This is a genomic window from Paraburkholderia sp. J7 (assembly GCF_905220155.1).
Taxonomy (GTDB): domain Bacteria; phylum Pseudomonadota; class Gammaproteobacteria; order Burkholderiales; family Burkholderiaceae; genus Paraburkholderia.
This window is the reverse complement of record NZ_CAJMYZ010000038.1, coordinates 11938-26362: the sequence shown is the minus strand read 5'-3', so window position 1 is coordinate 26362 and position 14425 is coordinate 11938. Positions and strand designations below refer to the sequence as shown.

Below are 14425 nucleotides of genomic sequence, written 5' to 3'. Positions count from 1 at the left end.
AGGGGCGGTAAGTCGCATCCGCCTGGCCCGCTGGACTGCACAACGGTGGCGCAGACAACAAAAAAGGGCAGCGTATGCTGCCCTTTTTGTGCACGTTCAATGCGGGACCGGCGAGAAGCCGGTGCGGCGAGGTGCTTACTTGCCGGCCTTGCCCGAGGCGCGTGCGCCGAACTTCTTGTTGAACTTCTCGACACGGCCTGCCGTGTCCATGATCTTTTGCGTGCCCGTGTAGAACGGATGCGATTCCGACGACACTTCGATCTTGGCGAGCGGGTAGGTCTTGCCGTTGAATTCGGCGGTTTCGCGCGTCTGGATCGTCGAGCGGGTCACGAACTTGAAGTCGTTCGAAACGTCGATGAACAGGACTTCGCGGTAATCCGGGTGAATGCCTTCTTTCATGATTATTCCTTAAATCTGGCGGTAGCCAACCCGCGTGCCTGCAACACCATGTTGCCGACTTTGCTCGCGCGAGCCACTTACCCAAGGGTCGAAAAACGGCGATTATGCCAGATAATCAGCCGGTTGGCGAATTTTTGAGGGCTCCGCGCGACAGGTTTCAGGCTGGTTGGCCATCCAACGCGCCCACGCGCGCCGGGTCCTGGCGGTAATACCGCGCAAGCAGCCGGTAAAGCTCGGGATATTCCGCTTCGAACGCCTTCGGCTTGACGAAAAGCGCCTCGCTGCACACTGCAAAGAACTCCGACGGATGGTCGGCGGCATAGGGGTCGATCAGCGAATCGCGCTCGAAGCGCGCCCAGCGGCGCTCCGGCACCGCGTCCACCTTGTCGCAGAACTGATCATAGGCATTGTCGAACACGTCGGCCCACGCCTGCGCGTCGAGTGGCGCATGCCAGCGTCGAAAAAGGGGCGGATGGCCGTCGGCCTCTCCGTTGAGCATGTCGATCTTGTGCGCGAACTCGTGGATCACGACGTTGTACGCGTCGCTGCCATCGGTCATCTGCGCGTCTTCCCACGAGAGGATCACGGGGCCGCCTTCCCAGGCTTCGCCGCTCGCGTCGTGCTCGACCTCGTGGACCACGCCGTCCTCGTCCTCGACGGTTTTGCGGATCACGAATTCGCCCGGATAGACGACGACGCCCACCCAGCCCTTGTAGAGATCGAGCGAAAGATTGAGCACAGGCAGCGACGCTTGCGCGGCGATCGCCACGGTCATCGGGTCGGTCAGTTCGAGATCGTGCGCCGTCGAGAACTCCTTCTGCGCGATGAAGAGGCTCGTCAGCTCGCGTAGGCGTACGAGGTCGGCGGCGTCGAGGTGCTTGAGGAACGGCAGCCCATTGACCGTAGCCTGCCAGAGCGCGTCGTCGATCGCGTAGGCGCGCAGCGCTTTTTCGCGGCGGCGCGCGTCGAACCAGTGAGAGAGTTTCGAAAGCATCGCTGGGTGTGTTTTCCCGTGCGTCTGAGTGTCGTTCAGTCAATCTGCTTTTGCCACGCGGCGAAGATCCCGCCGCACACCGCCACGCCAATCAGGAAGTAGAACCCGTCGAGCGAACTCAGAAAGCTCGCCTGCTGCGCGACCATGCGGCTCACCTGCGCGAGCGCGAGTCCATGCGCTTCGCTTGCGGACCGGCCCATGAGCTCGAACGAATGCGTGAGCGCGGCGTACGTGCTCTGAAACGCCGGGTTGAACGGATTCACGAATTCGGCGAGCCGCGTCTGGTGCAGCGCGAGCCGGTGCTGCTCGACGATGATAACCGTGGCGGTGGCGAACGATATCGTCAACTGCCTGACGATGTTTTTCAAGCGGTAACCGTGTGTGAATTCTTCGATCGCGAAGATGCGAAACGTGAGATTTGCGACGGGCAGTACGATGAAGAGCAGCAGCAGGCCGCGCAGCAGCAGCGGCGGGATGAGCCAGGCTTCGCTCGCGTCTGGCGTGAGCTGCGTCATCCAGAACGAGATGAACGCCGAGAGCACGAAGCCCGGCACGATGATCCATTTCTTGTGCGTGATGAACTTCGCGTAGCGGAAATAGAAAAAGAGCGCGCCGGCCGAGATGAGCGATGTGACGCCGGTGAGGCGTCCGGCATTTTCGACGGGATAGTTGAATCCGCCTTCGAGCAGCCGCGAGACCAGATAGCTGAGTGCCGTGCTCAGGTAGTAATAGGCCATGTAGAGCAACAGGCCCACCTGGAACGGTTTCTCGCGTAGCGCGTGCAGGCGCATGAGCGGCTTCGGATGATGCCACTGGTGCCAGCCGAACCAGGCGAGCGCGGTGACGCCGACGAGCGTGAGCAGGATGATTTCCGGCGACGCGCTGAAGAGTTCGAAGCGCACCTGCTGCATGGCGATTTGCAGCGCGCCCTGCGCAAACGCGAAGATGATGTACGGCCAGAAGTGCGCTTCGCCGCGCTCCTCTGGCAGCAAGTGACCCGTATCGGGCAGTGCGAGCAGGGCTAGCACGGCATAGAGCACGCCTGCGGGTGCGCAAAAGGCGAACAGGGCGCGCCAGTCGAAATGCGCGACGAGCTGGCCGCCCACGAGCGGCGCGAGCGCGCTGGAGAGCACGATGAGAATGAGGAACGCGCGCGTTGCGACCGGGCGTTGTTGCGGCGTGAAGCTGATCTGGATGAGGATGCGGCAGGTGCCCATCATCGGGCCGATGAAATAGCCCTGAAATCCGCGCGCGAAGGCGAGTTCGATCGATGATTCGCACAGAGCGGCCGCGATTGCGCCGGCGGAATAGAGCAGCAGGCAGCTAGCCACGTAGCGCCGGTAGCCCATGCGCTCCACCCACCATTGCTGCTGCAGGATGCCCAGAACGGCGCATACGGCGTAGGCGCTCGACGACCAGACGAGCTCGTCGGGCGAAGCGTTGATGCCGCCCGCGATATAGCTCGTGAAGAACGAAAAGATCGCGTTGTCGTAGTAGTCGAGACCGGTCGCGAGGGCGAGCACCCATGGGAAAAAGTCGCCGCGCAGGCGTGCCGCGCTGAAGATCGGCTCGCGGGGTTGGGCCGTGCTCATGCCGAATCGTTGTCGTCGCGTGCTTGGCCTGCAGGCTCTGTAGCCTTGCCGCTCGCGGCCGCCTTGCGGCGCCGCGTGGCGGCGAGGCGTTGCTCGATCAATTGATCGGAAGGCTCGCCGGCCAGCCGCCGCTGCAGGTAATCGAGATCGTCGGCAAGCTCCGCGCGCACCGTCTGCGCTTCCTTCAACTCGCGGCGCACGTCCGCAATGCGCGTGTCCAGCGTTGCGATCTGCTGCGTAAGCGCGTTAGCGATTTGCTGCAGCGACTCCTGCGAGTAGCGCCGGCGGCCTTCGCCCGCCTGCTCGAGCGGCCGCTTGAGCATTTCGGTGATGCCGTGCAGCGAAAAGCCGAGCGCGCGCAGCCGCAGGATGCGCGAGAACTGCTCGAGGTCGTGCTCGTCGTAGAGCCGGTAGCGGCCTTCGCTGCGCGAGGGGCTGACGAGCCCACGCTCTTCGTAATATTTGAGCGTGCGCGGCGTGACATTGAGCCGCTCGGCGGCGTCGCGCACCGTGAGTAGCGCAGGGGAATCCTTGGGCATGAGGCACTCTTTTTTCGCCGTGGGGCGATCGAGACATGCCGCGCATTATAGTTTAACGTGAACGTTCACGTACACGTACACGTTGTGGCGTGAAACGATGTGCTGCCGGAAAAGAAAAACGCCCGCGAATTCGCGGGCGTTTTGCACTGAATCGAGCGGGCGAGGGCGTTAGCCGCCGCGGCGCATCATGTCGAAGAACTCGGAGTTGTTCTTCGTCTGACGGATTTTGTCGAGCAGGAATTCCATGGCCTCGACTTCGTCCATGTCGTGGATGAACTTGCGCAGCACCCAGATCTTCTGGAGGATGTCCGGCTTGATCAGCAGCTCTTCGCGGCGCGTGCCCGACTTGTTCAGGTTGATCGACGGGTAGACGCGCTTTTCGGCGAGGCGGCGCTCGAGGTGCACTTCCATGTTGCCGGTGCCCTTGAACTCTTCGTAGATCACGTCGTCCATGCGGCTGCCGGTTTCGATCAGCGCCGTACCGATGATGGTGAGCGAGCCGCCTTCTTCGATGTTGCGTGCCGCACCGAAGAAGCGCTTCGGACGTTGCAGTGCGTTGGCGTCCACACCACCCGTGAGCACCTTGCCCGATGCGGGCACAACGGTGTTGTAGGCGCGGGCGAGACGCGTGATCGAGTCGAGCAGAATCACGACGTCGTGCTTCATTTCGACGAGGCGCTTGGCCTTTTCGATCACCATTTCGGCGACCTGCACGTGACGCGCAGCCGGTTCGTCGAAGGTCGAGGCGATCACTTCGCCTGCCACCGAACGCTGCATTTCGGTCACTTCTTCCGGGCGCTCGTCGATCAGCAGCACGAACAGGACCACGTCGGGGTGGTTCTGCTTGATGGCGTGCGCGATGTGCTGGAGCATCACGGTCTTGCCGGACTTCGGCGACGCGACCAGCAGACCGCGCTGACCCTTGCCGATAGGCGCGATCATGTCGATGATGCGGCCCGTCACGTTCTCCTCACCGCGCATTTCGCGCTCGAGCAGCAGCACCTTGTTCGGGTGCAGCGGCGTGAGATTCTCGAACATGATCTTGTGCTTCGAGGCCTCGGGCGGCTGGCCGTTGACCTTGTCCACCTTCACGAGCGCGAAGTAGCGTTCGCCGTCCTTCGGCGTGCGCACTTCACCTTCGATCGTGTCACCGGTGTGCAGGTTGAAGCGGCGGATCTGCGACGGGCTGATATAGATATCGTCCGTGCTGGCGAGATACGAGGTTTCCGGCGAGCGCAGGAAGCCGAAGCCGTCGGGGAGCACTTCGAGCGTGCCGTCACCGAAGATCGTTTCGCCCGTCTTGGCGCGCTTTTTGAGAATCGCGAACATGAGTTCCTGCTTGCGCAGGCGGTTCGCATTTTCGATCTCGAGGCCATTGGCCATCTCGATCAATTCGGACACGTGCAGAGACTTGAGCTCGGAAAGATGCATACGGAGAACCCGTCGGGGAGGATGCGACGAAAAGAAGTCAGGGGGAACAGAAGCGAGCGGAACCGCTCAAGGACTTTTGCTTGAAACTTTGCTTGAAACTTTTATCAGGGCGCCGGATAGACGCTTTATGAATTCTAGCATAGCACACGCCAGAAACCGTCAGTGAAGACCGACAGCAAGTTTTGACGTGTTTTTATGGTGCGTGTTGTCGCATGACAACACGCACCATTGCGTGGCTCGTTCCCTTGCTGGCCGGACAATGCGCCCGGCAGGGTGGGGCGGCCGACGAAGAAGTTACAGGTGGCTGTCCAGGAACGCGGTGAGCTGCGACTTCGACAGCGCGCCGACCTTCTGCGCCGCCACGGCGCCGTTCTTGAAGAGGATCAGCGTGGGGATGCCGCGCACGCCGAACTTCACCGGCGTCGACTGGTGCTCGTCGACGTTGATCTTTGCGACCTGAAGGCGATCGCCATAATCCTTCGCGACTTCATCGAGAATCGGCGCGATCATCTTGCACGGACCACACCACTCGGCCCAGAAGTCCAGCAGCACGGGCTTGTCCGATTTCACGACGTCCTGTTCGAACGATGCGTCGCTGATATGCTTGATTTGTTCGCTCATTGTATGAATACCTCTTTCGATTCGAGGCTGAGTAAATTGCTCGCCACGATACACCAAAACTGAAAATTCATCCGGGGCCGCCGGGGCGGCCAGACCGAACCCGAGTCACACGTCCGAACCACACGCCATTCGCACGAAAACCACGTGGCCCAGCCAATTGCCGACGCCAGTGTAGCCTAAATCCCTATGCGTTGCCGACGGTGATAGTACTCATGCCGCAAGCAGGGTTTCCGTCCTGCAGACCACATTCGGCGGGATATTCCGGCGGCGGCGCAACCATTTTCGCGGGGCGTTTTCGTGCGACACCTTGTGTTCCTGAACGCTATCTGGAGGCGGCGCGGGCCGTTGCAAGAGGGGGCGCTTCATGGTGCGCAAGGACGTCTGGAGCGGCTTGGCACGTTTTTTCGCACTGCAGCAGTCGCATTGCTGCGCGAGCGATGTTAGAATGCGCCGTGACGGGCCTCCTCGCATGGAGGGGCGGTCAACCTGGTCAGGTCGGGAACGAAGCAGCCACAGCCGTTTTCCGCCAGTGCCGAGGGTCAGGCTCGTCACCTTCCTCTTTTTTCTTCCGGTTTTTCCCCCGATACGACATTCACGCCGCGCAATTGACTGCGCGACGCCGTGCTTCGTTCGTCGTGTTTTTCAAGCCTTCATCGCCGCTGTTTCGGCGCTTCGCAATCGCTCGCTGGTGCCGCCGCACGGCCGCGGCGCAGTAAGCATTGGCCGCCTTTCGATTCATCTGGACGCGCGGGCGTTGCTGATACAATTTCCGGATGACCTATCAAGTTCTCGCACGCAAATGGCGACCGAAGGATTTCGCTTCGCTCGTCGGACAGGAGCACGTGGTGCGCGCGCTCACGCACGCACTCGACGGCGGCCGCCTGCACCACGCGTATCTCTTCACAGGCACGCGCGGCGTGGGCAAGACGACGCTGTCGCGGATCTTCGCCAAGGCGCTCAACTGTGAGACCGGAGTGACGTCGAAGCCGTGCGGCGTGTGCCGTGCGTGCCGGGAAATCGACGAAGGGCGCTTTGTCGATTACGTCGAGATGGATGCGGCGAGCAATCGCGGCGTGGACGAAATGGCTGCGCTGCTCGAGCGTGCGGTCTATGCGCCGGTCGATGCGCGCTTCAAGGTCTACATGATCGACGAAGTGCACATGCTCACGAACCACGCCTTCAATGCGATGTTGAAGACGCTGGAAGAGCCGCCACCCCATGTGAAGTTCATCCTTGCGACGACCGATCCGCAGAAGATTCCGGTCACGGTGCTGTCGCGCTGTCTGCAGTTCAATTTGAAGCAGATGCCCGCGGGCAACATCGTCGAGCATCTCACGCACATTCTCGGTGAGGAGAAGGTCGAGTTCGAGCAACAGGCGCTGCGCCTGCTCGCACGCGCGGCCGACGGCTCGATGCGCGACGCGCTTTCGCTCACCGACCAGGCCATCGCGTATTCGGCCAACCAGGTCACCGAAGAAGCGGTGCGCGGCATGCTCGGCGCGCTCGATCAAAGCTATCTCATCCGCCTGATCGACGCGCTCGTCGCCGGCGACGGCGCGAACGTGCTCGCCATCGCCGACGAAATGGCGCTGCGCAGCCTGTCGTTCTCCACGGCGCTGCAGGATCTCGCGAGTTTGTTCCACCGCATTGGCTGGGCGCAATTCGCGCCTTCGTCGGTGCTCGACGAGTGGCCCGAAGCCGACGACATCCGCCGTTTTGCGCAGTCGTTGAGCCCGGAGCAGGTCCAGCTTTTCTATCAGATCGCGACCCTCGGCCGCAGCGAGCTAGGCCTCGCGCCCGACGAATACGCGGGCTTCACGATGACGCTGCTGCGCATGCTCGCGTTCGAGCCTTCCGTGGGCGCGGGCAGCGTGGGCAGTGCGCCGGCTTCGAAGCCCGCTGTGGCGGGTCCGGGCGCGCGTGCGGCGGCTCCGGTTGCGGCGTCGGCGCGCGGCGCGGAGCCTGCCGTTGCGCAGCCGTTCGCGCCGAAGCCGGCAGCACCCGTGCCGCCGCAAGCCGAAATCCTGGCGAGTGTGCCGCCGGCGGTGGAAGCCGCTCCGGCGAATACGCCCGTTGTCGAGCCGCAAGCGAGTGCGCCTGCACCGCTCGCCAAGCCAGCGGCCGAAGCGCGCGTCGTGCCGCCCTGGGAGGACGAGGGCGAGTCTGCACCGAACGTGAGCACGGTGCCGGATGCTGCCGCTGCCGCCGAGGTCGAACCGGCCACAGCTGCACCCGCTCCAGCCGAAGAGACGCAAACCGTTCAAAGCGCCGCAGCCGTTGCGCCCGCACCGCAAGTCGAGACGCGTGAAGAGCCTGCGGCTGCGGCGTCCACGCGCGGTGGTGCAAGCGCTGCGCTCGACGTGCTGCGCAGCAAGGGCATGCGCGTTGCCACGGGCCGCGCTCCCGCAGCCGCTGCCAGCGGGGCCGCCCCGGCGCCCGCGCCGAAGGCTGCGCCGCGCATGGAAGTGAAGGTGCCGACGCCCGATCCGGCCCGCCGCGCCGCCGCCGCGCAGGAAGCGCAGGCGCGCCAGCCGGCGCGCAACGCCAACGCGCAGCAAGATGCCTCGGGCGCGCCGCCGTGGGACGATATCCCGCCCGACGACTATGTGCCGCTCGGCGCCGACGACGCATATTTCGCGCCGCCCGACGATGGTTTCGTGTCGGCCTACGACAGCGAGCCGTCCGCGCCGCGCGCCGGCGCTTCGGCGCCGACGCCGTCGCCGGCCGTGGTCGATGTGAGCAAGCTGCCGCCTGGCATCCCGCTCGATCCGATCGGCTTCACCGGCGACTGGCCCGCGCTTGCCGCCACGCTAACGCTCAAGGGCATCTCGTACCAGCTCGCCTTCAACAGCGAACTGATGGCGCTCGAAGGCACGCTGCTCAAACTGAGCGTGCCGGTGCCGCAGTACGCCGAAGCCTCGCAGGTGGCGAAGCTGAAGACGGCGCTCGCCGAGCGTCTTGGCAAGGCCGTTGAAGTGAGCGTGGAAGTCGGGCCTGCACGCCGTACGGCGGCCGCGCTCGACGCAGCAGAGCGCGCCCAGCGTCAACGCGAAGCCGAGCGCGAGATCGGCGCCGATCCCTTCGTGCAGCAACTGATTCGCGACTTCGGCGCGAGCATCGTGCCGGGCTCGATCCGGCCGGTCGCGCCGGACGCCGCATCGGGCGGCAGCCAGGCCGCCCACTGATTTGCGCCGCGCGGCGCGGCAAGCGTCGCGCGCTTTTGAGCGCATCGATTCGAACGACTACGATCCAGAAGGAGCAGTGACTATGTTGAAAGGCCAACTCGCAGGGCTCATGAAGCAAGCCCAGCAGATGCAGGAAAACATGAAGAAGATGCAGGAGCAGCTTGCCCAGATCGAAGTCGAGGGTCAGGCGGGCGCCGGTCTCGTCAAGGTCACGATGACCTGCCGCAACGACGTGCGCCGCGTGTCGATCGATCCGAGCCTGCTCGCAGACGACAAGGACATGCTCGAAGACCTCGTGGCTGCGGCGTTCAACGACGCGGTGCGTAAGGCCGAAGCGACGTCGCAGGAAAAGATGGGCGGCATGACCGCCGGTCTGCCGCTGCCGCCGGGCTTCAAGATGCCGTTCTAAGGAACGTTGCGAGCGCCGCGTCTGCTTTCGGCAGGCCGGCGCCCGCGCGTCTCGTGTGCCTTCTCGTGGCCGGTACGGCTGCGCAGGCGCTGGCATCGAGGCGCCAAAACTACCAGGCAGCAGCCAGTCGTCGCAAGAAGCCACATCCGCTTCAACCCCCGTCGCGCATCTCGCGCTGAATCCGCATGAAACAACCTTCCGCTCTCGCCGCTCTCGTCGAGGCGCTGCGCGTGTTGCCCGGCGTCGGGCCGAAGTCGGCGCAACGCATGGCGTATCACCTGATGCAACACGACCGCGACGGCGCCGAAAAGCTCGGCAACGCGCTTCTGTTCGCGACCGAGAATCTGAAGCATTGCGAGAAGTGCAACACCTTCACCGAAGCTCAGGTCTGCGAAACGTGCCTCGACGAGGAGCGTGACCCGACGCTCCTGTGCGTGGTCGAAACGCCGGCCGACCAGATCATGCTCGAACAGACCATGACGTACCGCGGTTTGTATTTTGTGCTGATGGGGCATCTGAGTCCGCTCGATGGCATCGGTCCGAAAGAGATCCATTTCGACCGCCTCGTGAAGCGCGCCTCGGACGGCGTTGTCAAGGAAGTGGTGCTCGCAACCAATTTCACGAACGAGGGCGAGGCAACGGCCCACTACCTCGGCCAGACGCTCAAGGCGCGCGGGCTCGCCGTCACGCGCCTCGCACGCGGCGTGCCGGTGGGCGGCGAGCTCGAATACGTCGACGCTGGCACCATTGCGCGAGCCATGCTCGACCGGCGCTCGATGTAGCGTTTCGCCATGCCTTGGCGCCGTTAGCCGAACAGAACGACAGGAGACACCATGAGCGCAGCCGCTGCTTCCCCCAATTCCGCCGATTCACAATCGAACGCATCCGCAGCCAAAGGTACGGGACCGCTCGCGGGCGTGAAAGTCCTCGAACTCGGCACGCTGATCGCCGGCCCCTTCGCCGCGCGCTTTCTCGGCGAGTTCGGCGCCGAAGTGATCAAGATCGAAGACCCCAAGGGCGGCGACCCGCTGCGCAAATGGCGCAAGCTCTATCCGGAAGCGGGGGGCACGTCGCTCTGGTGGGCCGTGCAGGCGCGCAACAAGAAGTCGGTTACGGTCAATCTCAAAGCCGAAGAGGGCAAGGAGATCGTGCGGCGCCTCGCGAAGGAAGCCGATATCGTCATCGAGAACTTCCGGCCTGGCCTGCTCGAAAAGCTCGGGCTCGGCTACGACGTGCTCTCGAAGGAGAATCCCGGTCTCGTGATGGTGCGGCTCTCTGGCTACGGCCAGACGGGCCCGTACCGCGACCGCCCGGGCTTCGGCGCGATCGCCGAATCGATGGGCGGTCTGCGTCACATCACCGGCTATCCCGAGCTGCCGCCGCCGCGCATCGGCATTTCGATCGGCGACTCGATCGCAGCTTTGCACGGCGTGATCGGCGCGATGATGGCGCTCCATCACCGCAACATGAACGGCGGCAGCGGCCAGATCGTCGATGTCGCGCTCTATGAGGCCGTGTTCAACATGATGGAGAGCGTCGTACCCGAGTACGGTGTCTACGGGATGGTGCGCGAGCGTACCGGCGCGTCGCTGCCGGGTATCGTGCCGTCGAATACGTATCCGTGCCGGGACGGCAGCATCGTGATCGGCGGCAACAGCGATCCGATCTTCAAGCGCCTGATGATGGCAATCGAGCGCGCGGACCTCGCCAACGATCCGCAACTCGCGCACAACGACGGCCGCGTGCCGCGCACGGCGGAGATCGATGGCGCCATCGCAGCGTGGCTTTCCACGCGCACGATCAACGAAGCACTCGACGTGCTCAACGCCGCCGACGTGCCCGTGGGCCGCATCTACAGTGTGGCTGACATGTTCGCCGATCCGCAGTTCGCGGCACGCCAGATGATTCAGCAGTTCCGCTGGCAGGCGCCGGGTGCGAAGGAAGGCGAGGGCGTGGATATCGCGCTGCCTTCGGTCACGCCCAAGCTCTCGGTAACGCCTGGCGACACGCGCTGGCTTGGACCCGCGCTCGGCGAGCATACCGATGAAGTCCTGCAAGCGTTGGGTTATGGCGCGGACCACATCGCACGGTTGCGCGAGCAACAGATCGTCTAGGGCAGCTGGCATCATGCAAAACGGCTCGCACATCGCGAGCCGTTTTCGTTTTACTTGCCATGTCGCAGGAAGCGCTCAGGGCTCGATCACGATCTTGCCTGTCACCTTGCGCGAAGCCATGTCCTTGAGTGCCTGCGCTGTATCGGCGAGCTTATAGCGCTTCGAGACGTACGGTTTGAGCTTGCCTTCGCCGATCCAGCCGACCATTTGCGCGAACGCGGCCGCATTGTGCTGCGGCTCGCGGCGCGCGAAATCGCCCCAGAACACGCCGACGAGGCTCGCGCCCTTGAGCAGCGCGAGATTGAGCGGCAACCTGGGAATCTCGCCATTCGCGAAGCCCACGACGAGATAGCGCCCGCGCCACCCGATGCTGCGAAACGCCGGCTCGGCATACTCGCCGCCCACCGGGTCATAGATCACGTCGGGGCCCTTGCCGTCGGTGAGCGCCTTGACGCGCTCGCGCAAGTCCTCGGTGCTGTAGTTGATGGTGGCGTCCGCACCGAAGCGGCGGCAGACTTCGAGCTTCTCCTCGCTCGAGGCCGCCGCGATCACGCGCGCGCCGAGCACCTTGCCGATCTCCACCGCAGCGAGGCCCACGCCGCCCGCGGCGCCGAGCACGAGCATCGTTTCGCCTGCGCGCAGCGCGGCGCGATCGACCACGGCGTGGTGCGACGTGCCATATGCAAGCGTGAAGGCGGCGGCCGTTGCGAAGTCGGCGCCCTCCGGCAGCGCCACGCACGCCGACGCGTCCGCAAGCGCCTGTTCGGCGAACGCTCCCGTGCCTACGTACGCCACCACGCGCGTGCCCGGCGCGAGCTTCACGCCTTCGCCCGCGGCGCGCACCACGCCTGCGAGTTCGGCGCCGGGCGTGAAGGGCAGCGGCGGCTTCATCTGATACTTGTTCTCGATGATGAGCACGTCGGGGAAGTTGACGGCCGCGGCCTTCACGTCGATCACCACCTGGCCCGGGCCCGGCACCAGGTCGGGCGAGTCTTCGAGCGTGAGCGAGTCGGGCGGGCCGTACTGGTTGCAGCGGATTGCGCGCATCGTGTCTCCTGTCTTGGTCCGGTTCGGTTGCTTTCAGTTGCATCGGTCATGGATTCGCTACAGCAGGACAGTGTACGGCAATCCGTCTTGATGCGAACGATCGTGCGATTTATTTCGTATCGCTGCCACGTGTCTTTCCAGGCGTAGCGCGAATGCGAATGCGTCCCGGATCGGCAAGCGATTCGACGTTCGACTCAAGGCCCAACGCGTGCTGCCGCAAGGGCCGGGCTGTCGTTCGCGTGCCTTCTTTCCTCGGTTACAATCGCTCGATGCGAATACTACTCAGCAACGACGACGGTTATCTCGCCCCCGGCCTGGCCGCGCTCTATGAAGCGCTCAAGCCGCTCGGCGAAGTCACGGTCATGGCGCCCGAGCAGAACTGCAGCGCCGCATCGAACTCGCTTACGCTGTGGCGCCCGCTGTCGGTGTTGCGATCGGCGAGCACCGGCTTCTACTACGTGAACGGCACGCCCACCGACTCGGTGCACATCGCGCTCACGGGCATGCTCGACCAGCAGCCCGACCTCGTGGTCTCCGGCATCAACAACGGCCAGAACATGGGCGAGGACACGCTGTACTCGGGCACCGTGGCTGCGGCGACCGAAGGCATCATGTTCGGCGTACCGGCCATTGCGTTTTCGCTCGTCGACAAGGACTGGGTGCACCTCGATTCCGCTGCGCGCGTTGCGGCCGAAATCGTTGCGCATTACCTCGCGAACCCGTTGCCGGGTCATCCGCTGCTGAACGTCAACATCCCGAACCTGCCGTACGACGAACTGGGCGATTGGCGCGTCACGCGCCTCGGCAAGCGTCATCCTTCGCAGCCCGTGATCCGCGAGACCAACCCGCGCGGCGAGCCGATCTACTGGATCGGGCCGTCGGGCAGCGCGCGCGACGCGAGCGAGGGCACGGACTTCCACGCGGTGTCGAACGGCCACGTGTCGATCACGCCGCTGCAACTCGATCTCACCCATACGCAGATGCTGTCCGCGACGCACGACTGGGCGCGCAAGGGCGGCAGCGTTTCATGACGGGCGAGCGCACGAAGCGTTTTCCGCTCGGGCTTGCGGATCTCGTGCGCGAGCCGCGCCGGCGCGACACGCGCCCGGGCGATGCACGCACGCCGCTCGCGGGCGCGGGCAACAGCAGCGTCTCGAAACCAGGCGTCGGCGCGCTCGCGAAGCCGGGCACGAAGGTCGGCACGCCGGCCGTTGCGAAGTCCAACGCAAACGCACCGTTCAAGGCGCCGCCTGCGAAGCCGGTCAATGCAAAGCCAATGGCCGCAAAGCCGGCAGGTTCGATCAAGCCAACGCATCCTGCTGGCAGCGCGGCCGCGCCACGCGCCGCAATGCCGGGTGGTGCGAGTGCGCCGCGTCCTGCCGTCACCGTCACGGGCGCGCCTGGCGTTGCGCTCAACGGCGCGCATGCACTGACTTCGGAACGCGTACGCGAACGCATGGTCGAACGCCTGCGTGCAAACGGCATTGCCGATGCGCGCGTGCTCCAGGCGCTCGCGGCCGTGCCGCGCCACATGTTCATCGACCCGGGTCTGGCTACCCAGGCCTACGAAGATGCGGCGTTGCCGATCGGTCATCACCAGACCATCTCGAAGCCTTCCGTGGTCGCGCGCATGCTCGAACTCGCGGGCGCGGGCCGTGTGCTGGAGCGCGTGCTGGAAATCGGCACCGGCTGCGGCTATCAGGCCGCCGTGCTGAGCCAGATTGCGCGCGACGTGTATTCCATTGAACGCATCAAGCCGTTATACGAGCGCGCGAAGACGAATCTTCGTCCGCTGCGTATCCCGAATATCCGCTTGCACTACGGCGACGGACGGCTCGGTTTGCCGTCGGCGGCGCCGTTCGACGCGATCGTGATCGCCGCCGCCGGCTTCGACGTGCCGCAGGCGCTGCTTGAGCAACTCGCCATCGGCGGGAAGCTCGTGGCGCCCGTGGCGGTGTCCGGCACGCAGAGTGCCGCCGGCGAAGCGACGCAGGTCCTCACGCTCGTGGAGCGCACGGGGCCGGCGCAGTGGCGGGAGTCACGCCTGGATCGCGTTTTCTTTGTCCCCTTAAAATCTGGAGTGATCTGAATCCG

Annotated in this window: 13 protein-coding genes and 1 other RNA gene; 7 read left to right on the top strand and 7 right to left on the bottom strand. The window is 64.4% G+C overall.

Annotation, left to right across the window (positions count from 1 at the left end):
• Positions 1 to 135: 135 nt before the first annotated feature.
• The 6 genes from U5A58_RS37635 to trxA form a co-directional block, all read right to left on the bottom strand.
• Positions 136 to 399 carry a type B 50S ribosomal protein L31 gene (locus U5A58_RS37635; protein WP_069267507.1) on the bottom strand — a complete coding sequence of 88 codons (264 nt, stop codon included), beginning with the start codon at positions 397 to 399 and terminating at the stop codon, positions 136 to 138.
• 157 nt (positions 400 to 556) lie between these two features.
• On the bottom strand, positions 557 to 1393 hold the full coding sequence (locus U5A58_RS37630) for a M90 family metallopeptidase (RefSeq protein WP_321965119.1): 837 nt from the start codon (positions 1391 to 1393) through the stop codon (positions 557 to 559).
• Between the two features lie 35 nt (positions 1394 to 1428).
• Positions 1429 to 2985 (bottom strand): MFS transporter, encoded by a 1557-nt coding sequence (locus U5A58_RS37625; RefSeq protein WP_321965118.1) that lies wholly within the window; start codon positions 2983 to 2985, stop codon positions 1429 to 1431.
• Positions 2982 to 3524, bottom strand: coding sequence for a MerR family transcriptional regulator (locus U5A58_RS37620; protein ID WP_321965117.1), 543 nt, complete (start codon positions 3522 to 3524; stop codon positions 2982 to 2984). The genes U5A58_RS37625 and U5A58_RS37620 overlap by 4 nt, the downstream gene beginning before the upstream one ends.
• Positions 3525 to 3692: 168 nt before the next feature.
• The gene (gene rho, locus U5A58_RS37615; RefSeq protein ID WP_027818379.1) at positions 3693 to 4955 is read right to left on the bottom strand and encodes a transcription termination factor Rho; all 1263 of its coding nucleotides are present in this window, start codon (positions 4953 to 4955) and stop codon (positions 3693 to 3695) included.
• A 294-nt stretch (positions 4956 to 5249) separates the two neighbouring features.
• Positions 5250 to 5576 (bottom strand): thioredoxin TrxA, encoded by a 327-nt coding sequence (gene trxA / locus U5A58_RS37610; protein WP_027818380.1) that lies wholly within the window; start codon positions 5574 to 5576, stop codon positions 5250 to 5252.
• Between the two features lie 454 nt (positions 5577 to 6030).
• Here trxA and ffs point away from each other — a divergent pair.
• The 5 genes from ffs to U5A58_RS37585 all read left to right on the top strand — a co-directional run bounded on the left by ffs (position 6031) and on the right by U5A58_RS37585 (position 11284).
• An RNA gene (gene ffs / locus U5A58_RS37605) (signal recognition particle sRNA small type) lies at positions 6031 to 6129 on the top strand.
• Positions 6130 to 6349: 220 nt separating this feature from the next.
• Complete coding sequence (locus tag U5A58_RS37600; protein WP_321965116.1) at positions 6350 to 8761, top strand: DNA polymerase III subunit gamma/tau; 2412 nt, start codon at positions 6350 to 6352, stop codon at positions 8759 to 8761.
• Positions 8762 to 8843: 82 nt separating this feature from the next.
• Positions 8844 to 9170, top strand: coding sequence for a YbaB/EbfC family nucleoid-associated protein (locus U5A58_RS37595; RefSeq protein WP_028204938.1), 327 nt, complete (start codon positions 8844 to 8846; stop codon positions 9168 to 9170).
• Between the two features lie 185 nt (positions 9171 to 9355).
• Complete coding sequence (recR, locus tag U5A58_RS37590) at positions 9356 to 9952, top strand: recombination mediator RecR (protein WP_133184310.1); 597 nt, start codon at positions 9356 to 9358, stop codon at positions 9950 to 9952.
• Between the two features lie 51 nt (positions 9953 to 10003).
• On the top strand, positions 10004 to 11284 hold the full coding sequence (locus tag U5A58_RS37585; RefSeq protein WP_321965115.1) for a CaiB/BaiF CoA-transferase family protein: 1281 nt from the start codon (positions 10004 to 10006) through the stop codon (positions 11282 to 11284).
• Between the two features lie 75 nt (positions 11285 to 11359).
• On the opposite strand, the gene U5A58_RS37580 is transcribed toward U5A58_RS37585, so the two are convergent.
• Positions 11360 to 12331 (bottom strand): NADPH:quinone oxidoreductase family protein, encoded by a 972-nt coding sequence (locus tag U5A58_RS37580; protein WP_233881626.1) that lies wholly within the window; start codon positions 12329 to 12331, stop codon positions 11360 to 11362.
• 269 nt (positions 12332 to 12600) lie between these two features.
• Between U5A58_RS37580 and surE the strand changes: the two genes are divergently transcribed.
• Positions 12601 to 13362 (top strand): 5'/3'-nucleotidase SurE, encoded by a 762-nt coding sequence (gene surE / locus U5A58_RS37575; protein WP_321965114.1) that lies wholly within the window; start codon positions 12601 to 12603, stop codon positions 13360 to 13362.
• Positions 13359 to 14420 carry a protein-L-isoaspartate(D-aspartate) O-methyltransferase gene (locus U5A58_RS37570; protein WP_321965113.1) on the top strand — a complete coding sequence of 354 codons (1062 nt, stop codon included), beginning with the start codon at positions 13359 to 13361 and terminating at the stop codon, positions 14418 to 14420. The genes surE and U5A58_RS37570 overlap by 4 nt, the downstream gene beginning before the upstream one ends.
• Positions 14421 to 14425: the final 5 nt, after the last annotated feature.

Excerpts from the sequence above, each read along its gene's own strand:
- recR (WP_133184310.1), top strand. The coding sequence starts at position 9,356 with ATGAAACAACCTTCCGCTCTCGCCGCTCTCGTCGAGGCGCTGCGCGTG.
- U5A58_RS37585 (WP_321965115.1), top strand. The coding sequence starts at position 10,004 with ATGAGCGCAGCCGCTGCTTCCCCCAATTCCGCCGATTCACAATCGAAC.
- U5A58_RS37595 (WP_028204938.1), top strand. The coding sequence starts at position 8,844 with ATGTTGAAAGGCCAACTCGCAGGGCTCATGAAGCAAGCCCAGCAGATG.
- surE (WP_321965114.1), top strand. The coding sequence starts at position 12,601 with ATGCGAATACTACTCAGCAACGACGACGGTTATCTCGCCCCCGGCCTG.
- U5A58_RS37620 (WP_321965117.1), bottom strand. The coding sequence starts at position 3,524 with ATGCCCAAGGATTCCCCTGCGCTACTCACGGTGCGCGACGCCGCCGAG.
- U5A58_RS37625 (WP_321965118.1), bottom strand. The coding sequence starts at position 2,985 with ATGAGCACGGCCCAACCCCGCGAGCCGATCTTCAGCGCGGCACGCCTG.
- U5A58_RS37580 (WP_233881626.1), bottom strand. The coding sequence starts at position 12,331 with ATGCGCGCAATCCGCTGCAACCAGTACGGCCCGCCCGACTCGCTCACG.
- U5A58_RS37635 (WP_069267507.1), bottom strand. The coding sequence starts at position 399 with ATGAAAGAAGGCATTCACCCGGATTACCGCGAAGTCCTGTTCATCGAC.
- U5A58_RS37570 (WP_321965113.1), top strand. The coding sequence starts at position 13,359 with ATGACGGGCGAGCGCACGAAGCGTTTTCCGCTCGGGCTTGCGGATCTC.
- rho (WP_027818379.1), bottom strand. The coding sequence starts at position 4,955 with ATGCATCTTTCCGAGCTCAAGTCTCTGCACGTGTCCGAATTGATCGAG.
- trxA (WP_027818380.1), bottom strand. The coding sequence starts at position 5,576 with ATGAGCGAACAAATCAAGCATATCAGCGACGCATCGTTCGAACAGGAC.
- U5A58_RS37600 (WP_321965116.1), top strand. The coding sequence starts at position 6,350 with ATGACCTATCAAGTTCTCGCACGCAAATGGCGACCGAAGGATTTCGCT.
- U5A58_RS37630 (WP_321965119.1), bottom strand. The coding sequence starts at position 1,393 with ATGCTTTCGAAACTCTCTCACTGGTTCGACGCGCGCCGCCGCGAAAAA.